The organism is Candidatus Binatia bacterium, assembly GCA_036504975.1.
Lineage (GTDB): Bacteria > Desulfobacterota > Binatia > UBA9968 > UBA9968 > JAJPJQ01.
In genome coordinates, this window is the sequence record DASXUF010000170.1 from 34,248 (window position 1) to 54,406 (window position 20,159).

At 55.3% G+C, this 20,159-nt stretch carries 18 protein-coding genes, 1 tRNA gene and 4 pseudogenes; 15 read left to right on the forward strand and 8 right to left on the reverse strand.

Features of this window, described 5'->3' with window-relative positions:
• Nucleotides 1-96: 96 nt before the first annotated feature.
• Complete coding sequence (gene nuoB / locus VGL70_20750) at nt 97-600, reverse strand: NADH-quinone oxidoreductase subunit NuoB (GenBank protein HEY3305961.1); 504 nt, start codon at nt 598-600, stop codon at nt 97-99.
• Nucleotides 601-796: 196 nt separating this feature from the next.
• Here nuoB and VGL70_20755 point away from each other — a divergent pair, with 196 nt between their 5' ends.
• Nucleotides 797-1,177, forward strand: coding sequence for a response regulator (locus VGL70_20755; GenBank protein ID HEY3305962.1), 381 nt, complete (start codon nt 797-799; stop codon nt 1,175-1,177).
• A 27-nt stretch (nt 1,178-1,204) separates the two neighbouring features.
• Here the strand turns inward: VGL70_20755 and VGL70_20760 are convergent, their stop codons facing one another.
• Nucleotides 1,205-1,405, reverse strand: coding sequence for a cold-shock protein (locus tag VGL70_20760; GenBank protein HEY3305963.1), 201 nt, complete (start codon nt 1,403-1,405; stop codon nt 1,205-1,207).
• A gap of 553 nt (nt 1,406-1,958) precedes the next feature.
• Between VGL70_20760 and VGL70_20765 the strand changes: the two genes are divergently transcribed.
• Nucleotides 1,959-2,981 (forward strand): homoserine kinase, encoded by a 1,023-nt coding sequence (locus tag VGL70_20765; protein ID HEY3305964.1) that lies wholly within the window; start codon nt 1,959-1,961, stop codon nt 2,979-2,981.
• A 25-nt stretch (nt 2,982-3,006) separates the two neighbouring features.
• Here the strand turns inward: VGL70_20765 and VGL70_20770 are convergent, their stop codons facing one another.
• Nucleotides 3,007-3,408 carry a hypothetical protein gene (locus VGL70_20770; GenBank protein HEY3305965.1) on the reverse strand — a complete coding sequence of 134 codons (402 nt, stop codon included), beginning with the start codon at nt 3,406-3,408 and terminating at the stop codon, nt 3,007-3,009.
• A 101-nt stretch (nt 3,409-3,509) separates the two neighbouring features.
• Here VGL70_20770 and VGL70_20775 point away from each other — a divergent pair, with 101 nt between their 5' ends.
• The 5 genes and pseudogenes from VGL70_20775 (at nt 3,510) to VGL70_20795 (ending at nt 5,886) form a co-directional block, all read left to right on the forward strand.
• The gene (locus VGL70_20775) at nt 3,510-4,223 is read left to right on the forward strand and encodes a metallophosphoesterase family protein (GenBank protein ID HEY3305966.1); all 714 of its coding nucleotides are present in this window, start codon (nt 3,510-3,512) and stop codon (nt 4,221-4,223) included.
• Nucleotides 4,224-4,315: 92 nt separating this feature from the next.
• A tRNA-Met gene (locus VGL70_20780) sits at nt 4,316-4,392 on the forward strand.
• A 196-nt stretch (nt 4,393-4,588) separates the two neighbouring features.
• Nucleotides 4,589-4,794 (forward strand): annotated as a pseudogene (locus VGL70_20785) (thiamine pyrophosphate-binding protein).
• Nucleotides 4,795-5,094: 300 nt separating this feature from the next.
• Entirely contained in the window at nt 5,095-5,403 is a 309-nt protein-coding gene (locus VGL70_20790; protein ID HEY3305967.1) for a hypothetical protein, read from the forward strand.
• Nucleotides 5,404-5,721: 318 nt separating this feature from the next.
• Nucleotides 5,722-5,886: a thiamine pyrophosphate-dependent enzyme gene (locus VGL70_20795; protein ID HEY3305968.1), complete on the forward strand. Its 165-nt coding sequence runs from the start codon at nt 5,722-5,724 to the stop codon at nt 5,884-5,886.
• Nucleotides 5,887-6,047: 161 nt separating this feature from the next.
• Here VGL70_20795 and VGL70_20800 read toward each other — a convergent pair.
• Nucleotides 6,048-7,144, reverse strand: a pseudogene (locus VGL70_20800) (IS1182 family transposase).
• Between the two features lie 307 nt (nt 7,145-7,451).
• Here VGL70_20800 and VGL70_20805 point away from each other — a divergent pair.
• The 7 genes and pseudogenes from VGL70_20805 (at nt 7,452) to VGL70_20835 (ending at nt 14,023) form a co-directional block, all read left to right on the forward strand.
• Nucleotides 7,452-8,597 carry a M20/M25/M40 family metallo-hydrolase gene (locus VGL70_20805; GenBank protein HEY3305969.1) on the forward strand — a complete coding sequence of 382 codons (1,146 nt, stop codon included), beginning with the start codon at nt 7,452-7,454 and terminating at the stop codon, nt 8,595-8,597.
• Between the two features lie 84 nt (nt 8,598-8,681).
• Nucleotides 8,682-10,127 carry an ATP-binding protein gene (locus VGL70_20810; protein HEY3305970.1) on the forward strand — a complete coding sequence of 482 codons (1,446 nt, stop codon included), beginning with the start codon at nt 8,682-8,684 and terminating at the stop codon, nt 10,125-10,127.
• A complete protein-coding gene (locus VGL70_20815; GenBank protein ID HEY3305971.1) occupies nt 10,127-11,116 on the forward strand; it encodes a methyltransferase in 990 nt (329 codons plus the stop codon). The genes VGL70_20810 and VGL70_20815 overlap by 1 nt, the downstream gene beginning before the upstream one ends.
• 17 nt (nt 11,117-11,133) lie before the next feature.
• Entirely contained in the window at nt 11,134-11,442 is a 309-nt protein-coding gene (locus tag VGL70_20820; protein HEY3305972.1) for a (2Fe-2S)-binding protein, read from the forward strand.
• Between the two features lie 69 nt (nt 11,443-11,511).
• Nucleotides 11,512-11,949, forward strand: a complete 438-nt coding sequence (locus tag VGL70_20825) for a VOC family protein (GenBank protein ID HEY3305973.1) — start codon at nt 11,512-11,514, stop codon at nt 11,947-11,949.
• 8 nt (nt 11,950-11,957) lie between these two features.
• Nucleotides 11,958-12,908: pseudogene (locus VGL70_20830) on the forward strand (GTP-binding protein).
• A 944-nt stretch (nt 12,909-13,852) separates the two neighbouring features.
• Nucleotides 13,853-14,023, forward strand: a pseudogene (locus VGL70_20835) (transposase).
• A 745-nt stretch (nt 14,024-14,768) separates the two neighbouring features.
• Here the strand turns inward: VGL70_20835 and VGL70_20840 are convergent.
• The 4 genes from VGL70_20840 to mutL all read right to left on the reverse strand — a co-directional run bounded on the left by VGL70_20840 (nt 14,769) and on the right by mutL (nt 18,952).
• Nucleotides 14,769-15,104 (reverse strand): hypothetical protein, encoded by a 336-nt coding sequence (locus tag VGL70_20840; GenBank protein HEY3305974.1) that lies wholly within the window; start codon nt 15,102-15,104, stop codon nt 14,769-14,771.
• A 9-nt stretch (nt 15,105-15,113) separates the two neighbouring features.
• On the reverse strand, nt 15,114-16,163 hold the full coding sequence (locus VGL70_20845; protein ID HEY3305975.1) for an endonuclease/exonuclease/phosphatase family protein: 1,050 nt from the start codon (nt 16,161-16,163) through the stop codon (nt 15,114-15,116).
• A gap of 101 nt (nt 16,164-16,264) precedes the next feature.
• Nucleotides 16,265-17,179, reverse strand: a complete 915-nt coding sequence (gene miaA / locus VGL70_20850; GenBank protein HEY3305976.1) for a tRNA (adenosine(37)-N6)-dimethylallyltransferase MiaA — start codon at nt 17,177-17,179, stop codon at nt 16,265-16,267.
• Between the two features lie 42 nt (nt 17,180-17,221).
• Nucleotides 17,222-18,952: a DNA mismatch repair endonuclease MutL gene (gene mutL / locus VGL70_20855; GenBank protein ID HEY3305977.1), complete on the reverse strand. Its 1,731-nt coding sequence runs from the start codon at nt 18,950-18,952 to the stop codon at nt 17,222-17,224.
• Between the two features lie 262 nt (nt 18,953-19,214).
• On the opposite strand from mutL, the gene VGL70_20860 reads away from it, so the two are divergent.
• Entirely contained in the window at nt 19,215-20,000 is a 786-nt protein-coding gene (locus tag VGL70_20860; protein ID HEY3305978.1) for a bifunctional nuclease domain-containing protein, read from the forward strand.
• Nucleotides 20,001-20,159 lie beyond the last annotated feature (159 nt).

Genomic DNA, 20,159 nt, shown 5'->3' on the forward strand with positions numbered 1-20,159 from the left:
ATCAATTAATACCGCAAAAAATTTTTATGTATCAATTAGGCATTTTATACCAATTCCGATCATGAAAGTCAAGATTCCTTTTCTAAGCGAAAGGAGCTATGTTTTGGGCTGCTTTTGCTGGGCAATTCTCCCCTGTAATTCCATGAGAGCATCTAATACTGCTTCAGGTCGAGGCGGACATCCCGGCACGTAGACATCAACGGGAATGACTCTATCAATTCCCTGTACAGTCGCGTAGTTATCATAGAACCCCCCGCTAGCTGCACAGGCACCGAATGCCATCACCCATTTGGGTTCAGCCATCTGCTCATATACGCGTTTCATCACCGGCGACAGCTTTTGGTTGACAGTGCCGATAACCATGAGCAGGTCTGCTTGTCGTGGACTGAAACGTGGCAGCAAAGCACCGAACCGATCAATGTCGTAAGGAGACATGGACAAAGACATGTATTCCATGGCACAGCACGCCGTGGCAAACGGGTAGGGAAAAATCGAATACTTGCGTGCCCAGTTAATCGCGCTCTCTACTCGCGTTAGAACCACAGCCTCCACCAGCAAACGATCTTCGGCGGGACTTCTTTTCTGTGGGCTTAATTGCATAAGGAGACTAAGGAGACTATAACCCGGCGCTCTGAAAATACAACGTCGCCACCTTCGAACGCCATTCACCTTACAATCCTTTTTTGCCTTTTTGCTTGACAATCTGGGAACCTCATTTTACTCTGGCGACATTAAACAACAATGGAAAGGGAAGTCCCGCAAAGTTGATCCCCTGACGAAATCGGAGAAATAACTCATGACCATGGAGGGAAAAAGGATTCTGGTTGTCGAGGACAATGAAGATACCCGCGAGATCCTTCTCTATCGCCTTAAAAGTATGGGGGAATATGAAGTTCTGCTCGCATCAAACGGGAAGGAGGCATTGGAGATTGCAACTCGATCGAAACCCGATCTTATTATCATGGATCTCAAAATGCCGGTTATGGATGGTTGGGAAGCCACCAAGGCTCTGCGAGAGACGAACTGGGGAAAAGACCTGCCAGTTATAGCTCTAACGGCTCAGGCGATGGAAAGGGATGAGGAAAAAGCTTTGAGCGCCGGCTGCAGCGATTATATCGCCAAACCGATAATGGACTATGCGATACTAAAAAGAAAGATAGAGAAATTCTTGAAATAACTAGCCCAACGTTCTCGCCACATCCATTTAGACTTTGACTACGTTGACAGCCTGCGGTCCTTTCTCACCCTGTGCGATCTCGAATTGAACCACCTGCCCTTCGTTCAGTGTTTTAAATCCGTCACCTTGAATCGCACTATAGTGGACGAAAACGTCTCCTCCGCCCTCCTTTTCAATAAAACCGTATCCTTTAGAGTTGTTGAACCACTTCACCTTCCCAGTCGGCATACCTGTTACCTCCTGCTCACTTGACTAATTTGGACAAGCAACGAGCCCAGCTAAGAACCCCTCCTAGTGGCCCGGGAACATAGAACCTGCCCCCAGATTTGAATTTTGCAATACAAAAAGACCAAATCTGTTTTCCTTGGGGTGCGACATTAGATAAATGGCCCCTCTTTTGTCAAGCAAAAAAACTGGTAATTGGGTCGATGTTGAGCCCCTCGACGCAAAATCGACCGTTTTGTTACAGGTTCCTTTATTTTTAAGGCTAGCCGCCAAAGAAGATAAAATCACCGAAAAATCGGCGCAGATGACTTCTGAAGGGCGGCCCATTCTGACCGGGCTAACTTTAGGGGAACCAACCAATTATTGAGAGGGATATTATGCCTAATTTTTTAGCAAAGACTAAGTTATTGTAACTAAAGGATTAATCTAGATATTATACAACTTGTAAACAGCTGTTATAATCTTGATTGACATCGCCGGGTTTTTAAAATATATTGAGCATATCTCGTGATTCGTCACATACTGCCGGTTAGCGTACTGCTTAGCAAACAAACATATGGCGATCTACACAGCCCTCAATAAAAGGGACTGCGCGCGAATTGCTGACGAATTCGGCCTGGGAGATCTAGTCTCCTACACCGGCATTCGCAACGGCTCGGTTAATACTCATTATCTTCTAGAGACGAAGCGAGGCCGCTTTTTTGCAAAGATCGACGAAGTAAAAAGCGAACTGGAGATAAAGCAAGAGCTTGAGCTTTTGCTTTATCTCAGAAAGCAAGGGTGTCCATGCCCTCAACCTCTTCGGAGTAAAAAGGGGCGTTACTACCAAGAGTTTCACGGAAAATATATCTCAGTGAGCAAATATGTCGAGGGGGTAGAGATCTCCTTAGAAAAGTTTACTCCGACTCAACTCGAGGTCGTCGGACATGCCTTGGCGGATCTTCACCTTATAGGAAGGGGATATAAAAAGGGCATCGACAACCGTTTCGGATTCACAAAGATTTTGTCTATGTACCGAGAGGTTCGGCGCCAACTGCCTCTACATCTAAAACATATCGTACGCGTTCTAGATGATGAAGTGGCTTATCTGGAGAACTATCTGGATAACAATCTACCGAAAGGTATCATTCATGGCGATCTTTTTCCGGACAACCTGAAGTTCAAAGGATCCAGATTGGCAGGGATCGTCGATTTTGAGGCTGCTTGCAGGGGGAAGTTGATTTATGATCTCGCAACGGCCGTCAATGCTTTTTGTTATATAGAAGGCCGCTACAGGATTGATCGCTTCGAGCCTTTAATAACAGGATACGAAAGCCTGCGCCCGCTTTCGCTTCCCGAATGGGACTCCTTTCCCAATGAACTAAGATTTTCCGCCTTGCGATTTACCATTACCAGGATCAAAGATTTTTATTTACGAAAATGCGACGAGAACCAAAGGGTTTTTAAGGATTTTAAGGAGTTTTTCGAGCGCTTGCTGATCCTACGAAGAGAAAAAACCGGCGGTATGGAAGACATCTTGTTGGCTATGGCGACAGGATACGATTATCGCAAGTACCAGAAATCAAAGCCCTCAAAATAAACTGTTTCCTTATCGTCGCCAACGGCTATCTCTCATTTTCCACGGCTTGCCTGCCTAATTTTCGGATCTTGATCAATGTATCCTGACGTATTAATCGAATCAGTGAAAAAAATGTAATTAACGCGCCGATCAAAAACAGCAGCCTACCGCCACTAAGAACAACGTAATAAAAATCCATCTTGACTCGCGCCGCATTGTACCTTTCACGGTCTTCGTTGATCCGACGGAGGACCTCTTCGTTTTTCTGCTGGTCCAACTCCTGAAAACTCCGATAGCTTTCCTCCAGGCCTGTTTCCGCCGTCTTGCGCAGCAGGCTTTGGTATTTTGTTAGTTCAACTGCTCCCGCAACCCAATTACCGACGCCCAAGATTAAGAGTAAGAAACCTGCGACCAGCGTGTAGCTGGAATAGATGTCCCGAGCTTTCATATAGATGAACCTACAATAACGAATCTGTCCCAAAACGTCAATTTCTTTTACATTTCAAGATGACTTGAAGTAAAAGACTCGGCGGCTTACGATGAACCAAGATGCGCACTTACGTTATCGGTGACATACACGGCTGTTTGGACGAGCTTGTATACCTGCTCGAAGCTCTTCCTCTCGAAGCTCCGGACCGACTGATTTTCTTGGGTGACTATGTCGATCGTGGTCCAAATTCGAAGGGAGTAATCACGTACCTTCTCCACCGCCAGCAAACCAGAAGCGAAGACATGGTATTCCTAAAGGGGAATCACGAGGACATGTTTCTGTCCTTTCTCGGCCTTCCCGGCAAGTACGGCGATATGTTCCTTTATAACGGCGGCGGAGCCACATTGGCCAGTTACGGAGCTTCTCCGCATCACCCTCAAGAGGAAATTTTGCCCCTGATTCCCCCGGCGCATCTCAAGTTTTTACATGAGTTAAAGAGCTATTACCTGACCCAGCCGTTCTTATGCGTTCATGCGGGAATTCATCCGAATAAGCCGCTCGACCAACAGCAGGAAGAAGAGATGCTCTGGATCCGGGACGAGTTCATCCTTAACCGGCATCTTCTTCCCTATACGGTCATATTCGGTCATACTCCGCAAGAGAAGGTTCTGTTTCATTTGCCTTATAAGATTGGTTTGGACACCGGCCTGGTGTACGGTAATTTGTTGAGTTGTTTGGAGCTGAAACAAAAAGTCCTTTTTCAAATCGCGCGAGGAAAAAAGAAAGTGACAGAAAAGTCGGTCAGGAATCATTGGGGCGAGGTGTCATACTAACCTACCTTGACATTACTTCCGTTCGGTCAATAATAAGGACCTGCTTGTCCTGGCTGTAATCCCAAGGGCATTCAGCCTTTCAAAAATATCATGGCGGTGTAGCTCAGTTGGTCAGAGCACGCGGCTCATATCCGCGGCGTCGTAGGTTCGATTCCTACCACCGCCACCAACTTTAAACTGGGTTTGATGAGCCCAATCGCCGAAAACTCCGCGGTGGAGTTTCTCGTCTAACTAAAATCTCGATGTGACCGGCTAGGGACTAGCTATGGAACGTAAAATGAAATTGGGAGACTACGTCGTGGCCTATCTTTAAGAAGATCGGCGTCTCCCATCTTTTCGGCATTCCGGGCGACCTAGTCATCAATCTGTTCTTCAAGTTTGGCCGGCCCCGCGGATTAAAAATCGTCACCCTCTCTCACGAGCCAGCTATCGGATTTGCCGCCAACGGCTATGCCCGCAGTACCGGCGGCCCGGCGCCATCTGCGTCACGTACGGCGCCGGCGGCCATAACATGGTCAACCCCATCGCCGGCTCCTTCGCCGAGCGTGTGCCTATCCTGATTATCAGCGGCAGTCCCGGCGAAGAAGAGCGCAAGCTCGGAGTATTGATCCACCACCAAGCTAAAGAGATCGAATCCCAGCTCCGTATTTATAAAGAAGTCACCTGCGCCGCCAAAATCATCGACGACCCTCAGCGCGCCGCGCTCGATATCGATAACGTGATCCGTTCGATCTGGCTGAACCAGCAACCGGAATATTTAGAAATCCATAGAGACATCGTCAACCGAGAGATCCCCGTGCCCAAAAAAATCGCTTTATGGAACGGCGAACTGCCTTATCCGCATTCCGACCGGCGTAAGCTCGATGAAGCGGTGCGCGATACGGCGGAACGCTTCAACCGGGCGCGCCGCCCGTTGGTATCGGTCGGCATCGAAGCCTACCGCTTCAAGCTCGCCAAAGAAATCTTAAAGCTGGCGGAGAAAATGGGCGCTTCTTGCTGTACCTCGGTCCTTGGCAAGGGAGCGTTTCCGATGAACCATCCTCTTTTCATGGGGGTGTATATCGGTGCTCTGAGCCCGCGGACCATTCGCGAGAGAGTCGAAAAAGCCGAGCTGATCATCGGCTGGGGATGTTTCTTACCGATATCGAACTTGGAGGCAGCCAGCCGCCGGAGGCGCTGAGACATCGCTCCATCTGGGCGGTCGAGAATAAAGTCAACGTCAGTTTTCACACCTACACCGACGTTACTCTACGCGATTTCGTCCACGGTCCGGCAAGCCGCATCGGGAGAAGGTCATTTGCAGCGACAACCTCGGCGCGCCCCAAGCAGGAATTAACCGCCGTGTGCGGGTTGCCGACATGCTTCGCGAGAGCAACCGGTTCCTCGCGCAGCGCAAGAAGTTCATGGTCGTGCGGAGTCGGCCGATTCTCTTTTTGGAGGGATCGACATCAAAATCAGCAACGACGGCCTCTATCTGGCGCAAGGTTTCTACGCCTCCATGGGCTTTGCCGTTCCGGGCGCTCTGGGCGCTCAGATCGGCACCGGTCTCCGGCCCTTGATTCTTACCGGCGACGGCGATTTTCAAATGACGGGCGTCGAGATCGCTCACGCGCTCCGTTACAAGACCTCCTCACCCTCCCCTCCTGGCGCTACGCCGAGCTAGGAGTCTGCGCGGTAGAACGTGCATGCACAGCGCGGTGAGTTGCAGAAGTTCCTATGATAGGCGCGCTTTGAACCTGTGCCTTAGTCAAAACTTTACCACAGGTACATGCAGACACTCACCGGCGCACTCCCCGCCTTTTTCGACGCGGGGCGAAATCGATTTCATGTTCCAAGGACCCACAGCCGACGCACGTTTATGGCCAAGCACACCAAGCTCCATTCGCCTCGGACTTTACTCAACCCGCGTAAACTGAATTGGCGGAATCCGAGCACATGCTTGATCCAGCCAAATACCGGCTCGGGGATGACCTTTCGCCGCCGGTAAGACGCCATTCCCTCCGGGCTCGCCAGCCGCTCGGCCATACGTGCGCTAGCTGGATAGAACTTCGGATCGATCGTCGCCTGCTGCTTGCCTTCACGACCCAAGGCCACCAACACCTCTACTCCTTTTTCTTCCAGCACGGCAAAGGCTTGCTCAGAGCGATACCCCGCATCCGCTAGCGCTCGCTCGGGCAACCGCCCGACATTTTTCTTGACCGCCTCCATCATCGGCAAAAGCTCTCCATTGTCGGCCGCGTTATTGGTGATCGCGCTGGCCACGATGATCCGACTCTGCCCGTCAACCGCCGCCTGCGCGTTATAGCACTGCTCAATGCCCAAAGGCAACTCCTCATCGGCTTGATCCACACCGAAACGCCTGTCCTCTTGGGCATCGGTTGTGCGGGCGCGCTCCAACAGCGCTTCAATTTTCCGCCTAAGCTCTTGCTCCTGCTCCTTCATGCGCCCATAGCTCATCGCCTTGTGCTTGCTCGCATTAGCCTTAATCTTGGTGCCGTCCAATCCAATCACCCCAAGCTTCACCAACCCCAACTCTCTTGCCAGCCTAACCACCTGCACAAACAATTCGGTGAGCTCCGACAAATGTCGAACCCGAAAATCACAGATCGTGCGATGCGAGGGAAAATTCCCCGCCCCGAGCATCCGAAACGCTACATCCTCGAACAACTTCCTTGCGATCTTGTGCGAAGAGAACACTCCCGTGGCATACCCGTACACCAAAACCTTCACCAGCATCGCCGGGTCATACGCTGGTTACGCCGCCCATCGCCTTCATAAGGAGCATAAAATTCCTGCAAGTCTAGCTGATCGATTATTTCCATCACAAAATACGCCAAGTGATTCTCAGGCAACCATTCTGAAACCGAAGGCGGCAGCAAAAAGTCCTGCTTCGGCTCGTAGGGAAGGAAGGATGTCGGCATCGCTTAGACCTCTCTCATGAGATTTCCCTCGGTTATACTCGTTTCCTGATCACGTGCAAGAAATTTCTGCCGCGCAGACTCCTAGCCCGTCTCTGGGGCGGCCGTGGCTTTCGGGTGGAAACTGTGGCACAGTTGCGCCGAGCCCTCGAGAGGCGGCCAAGAGTTCCTCTTTCGCAATTATGGAGGTCATGACCGGCTCCGGGGACCTTTCTCCGATTACGCTGAAATATATTCGCGCTTCGGCCAAAAAGGCGCAGATCAAAAACCAGGCTTGAGTCGGCGTGTTTTCGCGACCTATACTTAATCCATGATCGATCAAGAGCGCCTCAAGAATCTGCTCATCGAATTGATCCGTATCGACAGCCTCTCGCGTAAAGAGCAAGCCGTGGCGATGCGCTTAAAGCGGGAGCTGGAAGGTCTGGGCGCCGAGGTCTGGATCGACGATGCCGGAGAAAAGGTCGGCGGCAACGTCGGCAATCTGATCGCACATTGGGACGGCGGCACGCCGGGCGCACGGCCTTTTCTACTTTCGGCCCACATGGATACGGTGGCTCCGGGAGAGGGGATTACGCCGGTGCTCGAAGGAACTATTTTGCGAAGCGACGGGCGGACTGTGCTCGGCGGGGACGACAAAAGCGGCGTCGCCATCATCTGCGAGGTGCTGCGGGTCTTGACGGAGAAAAAACTTCCCTGCGGCGGCATCGATGTGGTATTCACCATCTGCGAGGAGGCGGGTCTTATCGGCGCGAAGTGCCTTGACGTGGCCCGCTTACGGGCGCGCACCGGTCTCGTGCTCGACAGCGACTCCGTCGGATTCCTTTTTACCAAGGCACCGGCGGCCAACCGCTTCGAGTTTCTCGTCCACGGTCTGGAAGCGCATGCCGGTGTTTGTCCCGAAAAGGGTATCAGCGCGATTCAAATCGCCGCCGAGGGCGTCTCCCGCATGAAGCTCGGCAGGATCGACGCCGAGACCACGGCTAACATCGGCGTGATCGAAGGCGGAGTAGCAGTCAATATCATTCCCAACTCCGTGCTGCTCAAAGGCGAGGCCCGAAGCCACAACGAGGAAAAGCTCAAGCAACAAACCGCGCACATGATTCGCTCTCTCGAAGAAGCGGCCGCGCGACACGAGCTGAAGTTCGACGGGCAAGTCTTCCGCGCCAGCGTCGAGGCGAAAGTCGAGCGGGATTACGACCGTCTGGACGTGTCCGACGACTCACCGCTCGTGCGTCTGGTCCGCGCGGCGGGCAAGAATCTCGGCGTAGAGGTCAGCACACAGGCGACCGGAGGCGGCTGCGATGCCAACGTTTTCAACAAAAAAGGCCTCGAAGTGGCGAACCTGTCCACGGGGATGCGCGAGATTCATACTGTCAAAGAATGGCTCGACCTGAACGATCTCTATCTGTCCGCCCGGATGGTTTTGGAGATCGTTCGACTAAACGCTCAAAGTTAACAGTTTCGCGTCTCGAGTTTCGAGTGAGCGAAATCATCTCCCTCTCGGAGCCCGAAACTCTGAACCCGAAACATCGCATTAGTTATGGACGGAGAAGAAATCGGGCTGCTGCTCAGGCAAGAGCGCGGACAGTTTCTCGAGTTTCTCAGCGCCTACGAATACAAAAAAGCTTCAGCGCAAAAAAAAACCAGCGACGATTTAGCCCGCGACATCGCCCGCCTGGTCGGCGGCATGGCGAACGCCGACGGCGGCGTCCTCCTCATCGGCGTCGAGCCGGACAAGAGCGTCACCGGAATACCCCACTCTCCAGACGAGATCCAGGCGCTGATCCAATCGCCGCAGACTTCTTTGCGCCCTTCGCTCAATCTTTCGTGCCAGCGAATCCAGCTCGGCAACCTTTTGCTGATTAAATTCGAGGTCGCCGCCAGCTCCGAAGTGCACCGGATCGCCGGCGGCCGGGCATTCTATCGAATTGCCACGGAGAATCCCGCGCTCCCTCCGGAACAGATCCAAAGCTTAAAGGAGAGCAAGAGACACGTCTTCTACGAGCGCCAACATGTTTTGCAAGCCACCCTCGAAGACCTGGACATGGCGGCGGTCGCCGCCGTCGCGGAAAAAGTAAGCGATCCCCGGAACCCTCAGACGGTGCTGAGCCACGCGTACCATCTCATTGATGACTCCCGACTGAAACCGACGTTGACGACGGCGGCGCTGCTGTTGTTCGCCAAGGATCCGTCGCGCTGGCACCCTCGCTGCGGCATCGACTTCGTCAAATACGAGGGGACGGAAAGGCAACACGGCAGCGCGTTCAACGTGGTCAAGCGCATCCGCTTCGAAGCTCCTCTGTGCCGTCTGATCGACGAGACGGTCGGCCGCGTGAAGGAGCACATCCGCGAGCGAACCATATTGCATGATTTGTTTTTTCGCGAACGCCTGGAGTATCCGATCTTCGCCTGGCAGGAGGCGCTGGTTAACGCGGTCGCCCACCGGGACTACAGCTTAACCGGCGCTCCGGTGGAGCTCTGGATGTTCGACGACCGCATCGAAGTGCGCAGTCCCGGGCTGCCGCCCTCCCCCGTTACCATCGAGCACCTTCACCGGCAGCAAAAAGTGCACTTCTCGCGCAATCCGTTGCTCGTGCGCGTGCTCGCCGACCTCGGTTATCTGAGAGAAATGGGAGAAGGAATTCCGCGGATGTTTCAGGAAATGGAGCGACACGGACTCCAGGCGCCGGAGTTTTCCACCGCAGGTTTTGTCTTCACCGTAACGCTCCGCAATACGCCGATCTACGACGGCGCGACGCTCCGATGGCTCAACCAGTTCGGCACGACGACGGTGAACCTACGCCAGCGGCGCTTGTTGGCGTATGCTTATTCGCACGGAAAATCATTTTCCACGACGGATTATCAGCGGGTCGCCGAGGTGGACCGTGACACCGCATACCGCGAGATCCGCGTGATGGTCAAGCAAGGAATCGTCGCTCCGGTCAAGCCCAAGAGCAGGAGTTACCGGATCATCGAGCGGCTCTAATGAATTTTTCTGAGTTGGCAAAACTCGCCGGCAGCTACGTGGAAGCTCGGGCGATCCAGGCGGCGCTGGAACTCGGCGTCTTTGAGGCTCTGATCAATTCACAGGAGGCGGGCGGTATCGCCGCCGCGATCCGTTGCGACGCTCGCGCCACGAAGCTTCTCCTGAACGCTCTGATCTCGATCGGTCTTCTGACTCGGGAAGAATCCGTTTACTCTCTCAACGAAACCTCTTCGACTTATCTGTTGAAGGGCTCGCCGACTTATCTCGGCGGGATGATCCTGTTCGATTCTTCGCTCTGGAAAATTTGGGGCGATTTGGAAAAAAGCGTGCGCAGCGGAAAGCCGGCGCGAACGCCGGACATGTATCAAAGCGATCCAAATGAAACCGAACGGTTCATCGACGCCATGGACTCGCTCGTCCGGGCCCGCGGCGACGCGGAGATGCTCGCGGAGGCGCTCGATCTTAGCGAAGTCGGCGCGCTGCTCGACGTAGGCTCCGGTCCCGCCACCTATCCGATCTTTCTCTGCCGCAAACACTCTGACCTGCGAGTGACTGTCTTCGACCTCGGCGCCACACTGAAGGCTACCGAAAGGTTCGTGGACGCCTCCGGCGTAGGCGATCGCATCAGGCTCGTTCAAGGCGATTACCGGCGCGACCCGATCCCGGACAAGTATCAAGTGGCTTTTCTCTCCAACATCATTCACGGCGAGGGCGCCGAGGAGAATGAGAAGCTGATGGCAAAGCTCTACGCCTGCCTCGAGCGGGACGGCACCATCATCATCAAGGATCACATCCTGGACGATTCTCTGGCGCGCCCAAGCCACGGCGCACTGTTCTCTCTGCTCATGCTGCTCACAACCGAGCGAGGGAGGTGCTATTCTTTTAACGAAGTAAAAGGTTGGCTGGAGAAAGCCGGGTTTCAACGAGTCCGCGAGGTTCCCCTTCCTCCGCCGCTTACTTCTTCCCTCGTGATCGGAATGAAGCCTTAGATCGGAGAGCACGCCATTTGAGCGCTTCGGAAGAGACAGAACAAAACCGGCTCAAGTCGATCATCGACGCCTACCGCCCCATCTGTCTGTGCAACAAAATTCGCCAAGGCACCGTCGTCAAGGCCATTCAAGGCGGCGCCGATAGCTTCGACAAAGTCAGCCGGAGAACCGGTGTGGGAACCGGGCCATGCGGGGCGGCCAGATGCGGGCCGATGGTGCGCGGAATGCTGGGCGAAGAGGTCGCGGCCTGCCGCGACTGCGGCTGGTCGATCCTCAAATCGACCGCGCCGCCGGTTTGCCCGCGCTGCCACAGCGACCAATCTTGATGGTCAGCGGACGCTAAAAGTGGCAGGGTTAAAACCCAAATGGTATGGTACGGGCTGACAGAGGCGTAGATGGCAAGCGCGATTGAGGGCATCGATCACGTCGGCGTGGTCGCCTCGGACATGGACCGGGCAATTCACTTTTACACTTCGCTCCTCGGCTTTTCTTTGCTCGCCCGCTACAGACCGAAGACGACTTACCATCGGGAGATGGCCTATCTCCGATTTCCCGGAAGCTCCGGCGCCAAGCTCGAGCTTTACACGCTGGCTCAGCCGCCGGCCGGAGAGCCGAGCTATGATTACAAGCTGGGAATGAGAGAAATCGCGCTGCGTGTACAGGATGTCGCGCGCGAGGTCGAGCGCTTGAGAAGCGCGGGCATCGAGATTCTTGCCGAGCCCGTCCGCTCTGAGGCTCCCGGCGTGCCGGAAGATTCTCCCGTAAAGCGGCGTACCAGAGCCGCCATCAAAGCTCCCGATGGAGTCATCATCGGACTTTATAGTTGGGGATGAGAATTAAGATGTCTCGAAGCAGCGATGAAAGAATCCCGGTCACCGTGCTCACAGGATTTCTGGGAGCCGGAAAGACCACGCTGTTAAATCGCATCCTCACGACCGAGCACGGCCGGCGCGTCGCCGTCATCGTCAACGAGTTCGGCGAGGTCGGCATCGATCATCATCTCCTGATCTCATCCGACCAGGAGATCGTCCAGATGAACAACGGCTGCATCTGCTGCACGGTGCGCGGCGATCTCCTCCGCACCCTCTTCCGGCTCCTCGAACAAAAGTCGACATTCGACACGCTGATGATCGAAACGACGGGACTAGCTGACCCGGCGCCGGTAGTGCAGACTTTTTTCATCGACGAGCGCATCCGCAGTGAATTCCAGCTTAACGGCGTCGTCACCGTAGTGGACTCCAAGCACGTCTGGCAGCAAATCGATCACTCCCCTGAGGCGCGCGAGCAGATAGCCTTCGCCGATCTGGTGCTGCTGAACAAGATCGACTTGATTTCCCCGGAAGACTTGTCCGAACTGGAATACAAGATCAGGAATCTCAACGGCGCGGCGCGAATCTGCCAGACGAAAAACTCCGACGTCGATATCGCGACCGTCCTCGATCTCCGCAGTCTCGCGCTGGAAGCCAAAGCGCAAAACCATTCCGACGATCACCGCCACACCGAGGACATTTCCACGGTTTCCGCTGTGACGGCGGGCGATCTCGACGGCCTCAAGGTGAGCGAGTGGTTCCGCTCCGTCATCAACGAGCAGGGCGCGAATATTCTTCGCATGAAGGGCATCCTCAACCTCCGCGGCGACCCGGATCAGTTCGTCTTTCAAGGAGTTCACATGCTCTTCGATGGACGGCCCGGCAGGCGATGGGAAAAAGACGAGGAGAGAACCAACCGGCTGGTGTTTATCGGAAGGAATCTCGACGAAGAAAAGATCGTCGGCGGCTTCAAAGCCTGCTTGGCATCGGGGAACGGCCAGGCTTCAACGGGAGTCGATCCCTTCGGCCGCGACCCGCTGGACACATCGAACTTTACGATCGATCAGATACGATACTGGACCCGAGATAATCTTCAGTTCCCGCCCGACGCGCCGATCGTCGTCAAAGAAGTCCCCTGCGTCAAACCCGGCTGCCCGCCGATCGAAACCGCTATCATCGTCTTCCTCAAAGGCGAGCCTCCCCGATTTTTCAAGATTCAACGCACCATCAACGACGTCACCTTCGACGACGTATACAATTTGATCGAGAATCCCCTCCCCTGCTGCTGAGAGAACAAAACTTACATTAAGAAAAGCGGGGTCGGTCGGAGCTTCCCAGTTCTGGGATCAAGACTAAACCCGAGCGACTCTAGAGCAACAACGCCTAGAAGCGAGCCATCGCTCTTTTCGCCGAAGATGACCGGGGTTGGAGCCTGACGGCCATTGATGCGGATAAACGCGTTGCCTACGTCTCGTGTGATCGTCGATCCATCGGCCAGAGTAAAAGTCTCGGTCCCATAGGGCCGGATGCCTACAGACCTTAGAAGCTCCTTGGGCACGATACTGTACAAAGCACCCGTGTCAGCCAGGAGCTTTCTTCTTCTCTGACGTTTAAGGTCGGCGGGGTTGGCAATGGCTACGTTAACGTAGGTCAGGCCCATAACGATTTTTTATAGACAAGACCGGACAAAGTCAACTGGACTGAGGTGCGCCACGCACTCGTCGCGATCTTCCGCGATGTCACCTTCGACGACGTGTATAATCACCCCACTCCCCTGCTGCTGATTCCGTATCTTCGAAAAAGGTTCTTGACCTAACCTGCGCTTTCGCAGTATGGATGCCAACCAGGCACCTAATTAACTTGCCTGGAAAGCGCCTATGGACACTGGCGAGTGCCGGCCTAGATAGGCTGCGGATGCTTCAAGGGATATAGCCAACGACTCGCAATTGTGGAACCGGTCTTTGCCAACATCTGCAGCACGCTGGGGCTCAGGCGATTCAGTTTACGAGGCAAGACCAAGGTGGACACTCAGTGGAAACTCTTCTGCATTGTGCACAATCTATTAAAAATCCACCGCTATGCTCCGGGATTCACGTAATCGATGACGTAGGTGTAAATGGCACTGGCGGATCACGAGTCATGAACAAGCACAAGCAAGTTGAAAAGAAAATTGAGGGCGGGGTTCGTGATTAAGGTCTTTACCAATAAAAAGCCTTTTAAAAACCTACTTTTTCTACAGGCTCGTTAGGCATTTTAGAACAGGAGAAGAGCCGTGCCCGATGCAAGCTGCCTTACGGAGAAGTATTCGGGGCTGGAATCGAACTTATGGACTCCGTGCATTTATAGTTTTTTCCGCAATCATCAGCCCGTATTGCCAGTGTCCGCTTGCATCGCCGCGCCATCCTCAAATGGGCCGTGGTACGAGTCCAGGAAACCGGCTCCCGATCTCAAAGGTCGTTGGAGAGCTCTTGCAGGAACCCGGCCCGGACGACTTTCTTATGCGAATTGGTGCGGCGTTTGGGCTCAATCTTATCAACGCTCCTGGCCGCCACACGACGATGGGGGACATCGCTGGAATACGTCCTGATATAGCCCTATTACCATTCGAAGTTTGATGGCAATCAAGGTGCCGGAGGTGCCTATGTCGCTTGTGTGAACTGGCTTAACGAGATGGGCGTCCCTTGCGAGTATCTTGTGATCCATGCATCTCGTGGTGCGAATATCCTACCCCCGCCAGTTGCGGCTCAAGCGCACGACGTTAGCTGCCAAGCCTTCAGCGCGAAGTAAGAAATTTATAAACCTACCTGATCGCGCGGGGTCAGGTGAGCTGAAAGTTTACAACTCTACTGTTCAGGTCGAACAGTAAAATCCACGCCGCCGCTCGGACCGGGCTTGAACGTGACCAGATAGCGAATCGGCTTGCCACAGCGGTCGATCGTCCAGCGCTCGATGGCGGTGTAATCCGCCGCCGTTGCCTTCTTGACGACCTCCGTATCGACGACCTTGCGCTCGCAGCGTTCCCCGCTGCCCGCCTCAAGGACTTGAATAATCTCCATCACGTCGCCCTGCACTTTCGGTGACGCTCTAGTTTTTTCAGGCACCGGCGCCGTCGCAGCCGCGCACGCCGCCAATACAAAAACGACCGGGAGGAGCGCAAAACACTTGATGCGCCGGACCATCTATCAAGCCTACGGGATCTCCAGGAACACCGGGCAATGGTCGGAGGCGTAATCTTCGTTGTTCACTTCGGGGAAGCGGGGGAAGCGAAAGTCGACGGGAATCGGGCTCGGATCGTTATCCTTGCGCTCGAAGCGCGAGCGCTTCGGTCCCGGCTTCAAGTCGGAGAGGATGTGAGAAAAGCTGATCCCGCGCCGCTCGATGCGAGGAATCTTTCCGGCAGTCTCGGCGGCTAAAGCCGGCGAAAGCAAAATATAATCGAGCTGCGATACATTATTCGCCGACCGGAACCAATGGGTCCAGCGATCTTCGAGCTTTGGAATGCGCTTCAGCGGGTCCACCAAGCCCGATCCGGCAACGAGCGGCTGGACCGGCTTCGACAGCGGCTCGTCGTTCATGTCGCCGACGACCGCGAACAGCTCCGTGTCGAACTTCGAGCCCGGAAACCGTTCATGGACGATTTCCAGCACTTTTTTCGCCTGACGCTCGCGCAGCGCATCGCCCCGCTCGCGCTCCTCCGCGCTCATCGCGAATTTCGACTTCAAATGGTTGATAAACAGCGTGAGCCTCCGCGAGCCGCTCTTGTTGAGCGCCACGACGACCTCCAGACAATCTCGCGAGAAAAGAAAAGCCTTTTTCCCGCCAGGTGGATCGGGGTCGAGCTCTTCCATGTTGCTGCGAACCGACAGGATCGGCAGCTTCGAGAGGATGGCCACGTCGATCTGCCGGAAGTCGCGCGAGTCGATCAGCAGCGCGTAGCGATAACGTTTGTTGAACAGGTTCTTGTCTTCGTTGAATTTTCTGAGAGCAATGAGGCTTTCCACTTCCTGGAGACAGATAATGTCGGGAAAAGATTGCCCGTCATCGGTCAGCGCCCGAACCGCGAGCTTGCGCTGCGTCTCATTGAAGAGTTCAAACAGTGCCGGATTGTACACCGGCAGATAACCGAAGGCCGGGTCCGGCGTAAGGCTCTTGCTGCCCATATCCCCGGGAAACTTCTGGCCGAATCGGTACCTCACGAACAGATTGTTCACGTTGAACGTGCAAAGCGTATGCGCCATGACTAAGCTTCCTCCCTTCAGGCACCGTCGCGCGCGAATGGTGTCCTTGCCTATCTCCGACTCGAAGCAACCCTATTGCCTCTGGTTATCTCTGTCAAGTTCTAATGGTGAAGAAATTGATCGACAGCTTTCAGGATTCCCTCCTCCTCCGGACGAAACCAGCGAATCTCCTTGTCCGAGCGGAACCAGGTGAGCTGCCGCTTGGCGAGATGGCGCGTATCGCGCTTGACGAGGGTAACGGCTTCATCGAGGCTTAACTGTCCACGGAGATAAAGCCCGATCTGGCGGTAGCCGACGCTTTGGAGGGCCGGAAGGTCCAAGCTGTATCCCTTCTCCACCAGCCCCTTGACTTCTTCAACGAGTCCCCTAGCAATCATCTCGTCGCAGCGCCGATTGATTTGATCGTACAGCTCTTGGCGCTCGCGGTTGAGGCCGATCTTTAGAACTTCGAACTCGCGGTCGGTAAAGCCATGCTCCTTTTGCCAAAGGCTGATCCCCTTTCCCGTTATCTGGAAAACTTCGACAGCCCGGATGATTCGGTAGCGGTCGTTGGGGTGAATCCAACGGGTAGCTTCGGGATCGACTTCACGCAAACGCTCGTAAAGCACACTCAATCCTTTTTTCTCGGCTTCTTCTTCCAAGCGTTTTCTTATCTCCGGGTTCTTGCCGGGGCCGACAAAAAGTCCCTGGATAAGCGCTCGCAGGTAAAGACCAGTCCCGCCGCAGACGATAGCTTTCTTCCCGCGCGCAGAAATCTCTTGAATCGCTTTCAGCGCCAATTCCCGATAAAGAGCCGCGTTAAACTCACCGTCGGGATCGACGATGTCGATGAGATGATGCGGAACCTTCCGCCTTATAGAGACGGCCGGCTTCGCCGTGCCGATATCCATATGGCGATTGACGAGCTGTGAATCGGCGTTGACGACTTCGCCGTCTACTTTTAAGGCGATATCAACGGCGACTTCGCTCTTGCCAACGCCGGTCGGACCCAGAATGACGACGAGTTTGGGCTTCATAAAAAGGCGTTAGGCGAGAGCCGAGAGGCGTGAGTCTAAAACTCAAATCCGTTTAAACATTCTCTCTAGTTGTTGCTCCGAAAGCTCGATCAGAACCGGGCGGCCGTGGGGACATTGAGTGGCGAAGTCGATCTGACCCAGCTCGGCCAGGAGAGCCCGAATTTCTTCCTTTTCAAGCCTCCTGTGAGCGCGGATCACGCTATGGCAGGCGATGGTCGCCAATCGGTCTTCCAGTTCCTCGCGTACGTCCTCGCTCTCCCCCACCTCCGCGACCTCGGCAATCATCCGGCGCATCGCCTCGCGATAGTCGCCCGCCGGAAGCAGGGCCGGGACGGTTCGGATCACGTAAGAATCGCGGCCGAATTTTTCCACGCTGAAGCCGACGCGGTCCAAAAGCTCCAACCGCTGCTCGAACAACGCGGCCTCGCCCGCCGGTAGCTCGAGGACCTGCGGAATCAGGAGATTCTGGCGCTCGATCTCGCCATTGCCGAGCTGGCGACGCATCCTTTCGAAGGCGACGCGCTCGTGCGCCGCATGCTGGTCGATCAGCGCCAGCCCGCGCGGAGAGGAGCAGATGAGATAACAACCGAGAAGCTGCCCCAGCACTTCCAGAGAGGAGAAAAAGCCGTCGCGCGCGAGCGCCGACTCTTCCAATGGCCGGGTGAATTCGATGCGTTGCACGGGAGCGTCGCTGATCCGGGGTTGAACGCCATAGGAAGCCGTCGGCTCGCGCACCGTTCCGCATGCCTCTCGTCCCAAGCTTGAAATAAGATCCGTTGGGCTTTTGGCTTCGTTTCGAAGCCCTTCCCTTACGGCTTCGGCCACGGCCTCATGAATCTCGGACTGCCGGCGGAACCGCACCTCTTGCTTCGCGGGATGGACGTTGACGTCGACGTCCTTGAAGGGCATCTCGAGAAAAAGCACGACCGCCGGATACCGTCCTTTCATGAGCAGCGTCTCGTAACCTTGAAGAATCGCATGCGTAAGAACGCGGTCGCGAACGAAGCGGCGATTCACGTGCGCCGTGAGATAGCGCGTGCCGGAAAATGAGCTGGGCGTCTTGCTGAGAAATCCGCTGATCCTCAACTCGCCCTTGGTCCAGCCGAAAGGGACCATCCCTGCGGCAATCTCGCGCCCCAGCACCTGACGCAGGCGGTCGCGCGGCTCGACGCCGCCCGGATAATCGCTCAGCAGACTTCCCTGGTTGTAGAGCCGAAAATGGATCTCCCGGTGGGCCAAAGCCGCGTGATTGATCACGTCGCAGATATGGCTCAGCTCGGTCGCCGGAGATTTCATGAATTTTCGCCGCGCCGGCGTGTTGAAGAAAAGCTCCCGCACCTCGACGCTGGTTCCGGCGGAGCATCCGGCCGCGACCGGCTCGCCCGCCTTGCCTCCCTCGACGCGCAACCGGCATCCTGCTTCCGCCTCGCGCGTGCGCGACAGGATTTCCAGCTTCGCGACCGAGCCGATGCTCGGCAGCGCCTCGCCGCGAAAGCCGAGCGTCGAGATGCGCCACAGGTCGTCATCGCCGGCAAGCTTGCTGGTGGCGTGCCGTTCCACGGCCAGCGGCAGCTCCTCCGCCGCGATGCCGTCGCCGTCGTCGCTCACGCGGATGAGAGAGATTCCGCTGCCTTCCACCCAGACCGATACCTCGCGGGCGCCGGCGTCGAGCGAGTTCTCCACCAGCTCCTTGACGACGGACGCGGGACGTTCTATGACCTCGCCCGCGGCGATGCGCGCCGCCAGGCTATCCGGCAAGCGAATGATTTTCATGTCGCGAACCTCTCGCTCAACCATAGCGCAGCCATCGAGAGGCGGTCAAGAAAATTGGTAATGGTTCAATTTGAATTCAACAACATTTCTATGTAGGGGCAGGCCCCTGTGCCTGCCCTGCCGTTCGGGCGACCACAGGGGGTCGCCCCTACGAAATTTTACAAACTGAACCACTACCAGAAAATTGCGACTATTGACATGCTCAACGGGACGACTAAGGTGAACTCGGCTAGCGGTTGGAATAGTTCTCAAGGAGGTCCTCGTGAAAAGTAGAACTCTCTTGCTGGTTTTCTTTCTTTGTGCCCGCGCCGGTCTTCTCGGGGCCGGGCAAGAAGAACCGTCCGTCGAGATGACCGTCAAAAACCTCATGTTGGACCCTTTCACCCAGTCGCCGGTCGTCCTTCTGGAGAGCGCCAAAGAGAAAAAGTCGTTGCCGATCTGGATCGGCGCCGAAGAGGCGACCTCGATCGCGCTGGAGATCAAGAAAGTTGCCATGCCGCGGCCCAACACCCACGACCTCATCCGCAATATTCTCCGGGGCGTCGGCGGAACGATCCAGCGGATCACCATCACCGACTTGCGCAACGACGTTTACTACGCGACCATCGCGCTCAGGCTCAAGGGCCAGGAATACCAGATCGATTCGCGGCCGAGCGACGCGATCGCCGTCGCGCTCAGAATGAAAGCGCCGATCTACGCCGCGGCCAAAGTCCTGGCCAGGGCCAAGCCGATCGGCCCTCTGGAGAAAACCCAAAGCGAAATGCAGCGGACCTTGGGCATTCAGACCCAGGACCTGACTCCCGATCTCGCCGGTCTCTTCGACCTCAAAACCAACGGCGGAATTCTCGTGGCCGACGTGGAGCTCGGCGGACCCGCCTCGGCGGCCGGCCTTCAGCGGGGGGATGTGATTCTAAGAGTGGACGAGAAGAGCTTGCAGAAAACATCCGAGCTGGAAAGCTTTCTTCAAAGCGCGAAAAAGGGCGCGCAGTTGAAGATAGAAGTAATGAGAAAGGGCAAGTCCATCACGGTCGCGGTGAACTTGCCCTGACTCAACACTCAAAATTCAGAACTGATGACCACCGCCTAAAGGCGGTGGGTTCCTTTCCGTCTAAAGACGGCTGAAGACCCGATGAAACTACTCTTCAATCTTGAAATCCTCGTCGGCCTCGGAAGGTTCCTGCCCTTGTGTCGCTATGTATTGCGCAAT

Bases quoted from the DNA above. Each gene is read 5' to 3' on its own strand.
- VGL70_20810 (HEY3305970.1), top strand. From the start codon at position 8,682: ATGGACGGAGAAGAAATCGGGCTGCTGCTCAGGCAAGAGCGCGGACAG.
- VGL70_20795 (HEY3305968.1), top strand. From the start codon at position 5,722: ATGGGCTTTGCCGTTCCGGGCGCTCTGGGCGCTCAGATCGGCACCGGT.
- VGL70_20770 (HEY3305965.1), bottom strand. From the start codon at position 3,408: ATGAAAGCTCGGGACATCTATTCCAGCTACACGCTGGTCGCAGGTTTC.
- mutL (HEY3305977.1), bottom strand. From the start codon at position 18,952: ATGAAAATCATTCGCTTGCCGGATAGCCTGGCGGCGCGCATCGCCGCG.
- VGL70_20825 (HEY3305973.1), top strand. From the start codon at position 11,512: ATGGCAAGCGCGATTGAGGGCATCGATCACGTCGGCGTGGTCGCCTCG.
- VGL70_20755 (HEY3305962.1), top strand. From the start codon at position 797: ATGACCATGGAGGGAAAAAGGATTCTGGTTGTCGAGGACAATGAAGAT.
- VGL70_20775 (HEY3305966.1), top strand. From the start codon at position 3,510: ATGCGCACTTACGTTATCGGTGACATACACGGCTGTTTGGACGAGCTT.
- VGL70_20760 (HEY3305963.1), bottom strand. From the start codon at position 1,405: ATGCCGACTGGGAAGGTGAAGTGGTTCAACAACTCTAAAGGATACGGT.
- VGL70_20805 (HEY3305969.1), top strand. From the start codon at position 7,452: ATGATCGATCAAGAGCGCCTCAAGAATCTGCTCATCGAATTGATCCGT.
- VGL70_20845 (HEY3305975.1), bottom strand. From the start codon at position 16,163: ATGGCGCATACGCTTTGCACGTTCAACGTGAACAATCTGTTCGTGAGG.
- VGL70_20815 (HEY3305971.1), top strand. From the start codon at position 10,127: ATGAATTTTTCTGAGTTGGCAAAACTCGCCGGCAGCTACGTGGAAGCT.
- VGL70_20840 (HEY3305974.1), bottom strand. From the start codon at position 15,104: ATGGTCCGGCGCATCAAGTGTTTTGCGCTCCTCCCGGTCGTTTTTGTA.
- nuoB (HEY3305961.1), bottom strand. From the start codon at position 600: ATGCAATTAAGCCCACAGAAAAGAAGTCCCGCCGAAGATCGTTTGCTG.
- miaA (HEY3305976.1), bottom strand. From the start codon at position 17,179: ATGAAGCCCAAACTCGTCGTCATTCTGGGTCCGACCGGCGTTGGCAAG.
- VGL70_20765 (HEY3305964.1), top strand. From the start codon at position 1,959: ATGGCGATCTACACAGCCCTCAATAAAAGGGACTGCGCGCGAATTGCT.